This is a genomic window from Cytobacillus sp. IB215316, from assembly GCF_033963865.1.
Taxonomy (GTDB): domain Bacteria; phylum Bacillota; class Bacilli; order Bacillales; family SM2101; genus Nanhaiella; species Nanhaiella sioensis.
The window spans coordinates 1-1,207 of sequence record NZ_JAXBMC010000058.1; the positions used below are offsets into that span (position 1 = coordinate 1).

Genomic DNA, 1,207 nt, shown 5'->3' on the forward strand with positions numbered 1-1,207 from the left:
CAGCTGTAACCTCCATATCACTATAGGGAAATTCCAGATAGCCCTTACTAGCCTCTTGCGCCAGATTGTTGAAGATCAACATCACTTGATCCTGTAGAAGGTACCTAATATCTTTTTCGCAAAAAAGATAAAATTACCAATGAAAATTCTTAAATTATCTAAGATAATTAAGTAGTTATATACATAGATAATACATAGATAATTTATATATTAACAAGGAGTATAATATGATAAGTAAGTTAAAAAAAAGAGTAAAAGTAATTGTAATAAGTACAGTTAAAAAAAGAGCAAAAGAAATTTTAGTAAGCCTTTTGATAATCTCAGTTATCTTAAATTATGTTCAGTACAAGCAAAATAATTATATTGAGGACAGATTACAAGCATCATATCTGGAATATATTACAGATATCTATTGGGTGAACTTTATCTTTCCAGACTACTCAACTATAGAAGTAGCAGATTTAGAAGACTTTGATTATTCTCAATTGTTAAAGTACCTTTCAAAACTTATTTCAACTAAAGTCCCACATGCTCCAATCGAAACAGATTGGTTATTAGCTAATACGTTTGCTCTTGTAAAGGACTTATATGATAAAAGTATAAAAGGAGAGGCGTTTACTGAAGAGGATTTTACATTGCTTAGAGAAACAGGTAATTTATTCAAACTATACACGGAAGATAAAGAAAATATTGGTCTAACTAGTATGTCCTCAAAAGAAATTCTAGAAGAATTAGTAATATGGAATCAACGTTTAATAGACGCTGGATATGGTCAGTAAATAATAAAAATATAAACCATTGTGTGCCTGTATAAAGGATAGCACAATGGTTTATTTTTTAGTCTTATCTTTACAAAGAACAAATTAGTTACTTTTTATATTCGTTAATTCAATACTGGATAATACATTAATAGTTACTTCAGCTGTTCCTAAAAAGGGAGTTACCAGTACTTCCAACAGGTATGTATGCACGATGTTCGAACAAGAAATTATATAGCATGAAATATAAGTTTTAATAATTGGTTAATGTTGTAAAGATAATACATAGAATTAATAATTATTAAATTGAATAAAACAATGTTCGAGTTTACTAAAATATCCTTTCATAAAAACATGAAAGACGCTCTCAGTATTATTACTGAACAGCGCCATATTGTGGAATAACGTTAACGGTTGATAATTAGTAAACACAACTCAGCATGTGTTTA

The 1,207-nt window shown here is 28.7% G+C and carries 1 protein-coding gene; it reads left to right on the plus strand.

Annotated elements, in window-relative coordinates; genetic code table 11:
• Window positions 1-227: 227 nt before the first annotated feature.
• Window positions 228-779, plus strand: coding sequence for a hypothetical protein (locus tag SLH48_RS22370; protein WP_320259920.1), 552 nt, complete (start codon window positions 228-230; stop codon window positions 777-779).
• Window positions 780-1,207: the final 428 nt, after the last annotated feature.

What these genes read in the sequence shown, in the direction of transcription:
- SLH48_RS22370 (WP_320259920.1), top strand. Translation starts at nt 228, where the DNA reads ATGATAAGTAAGTTAAAAAAAAGAGTAAAAGTAATTGTAATAAGTACA.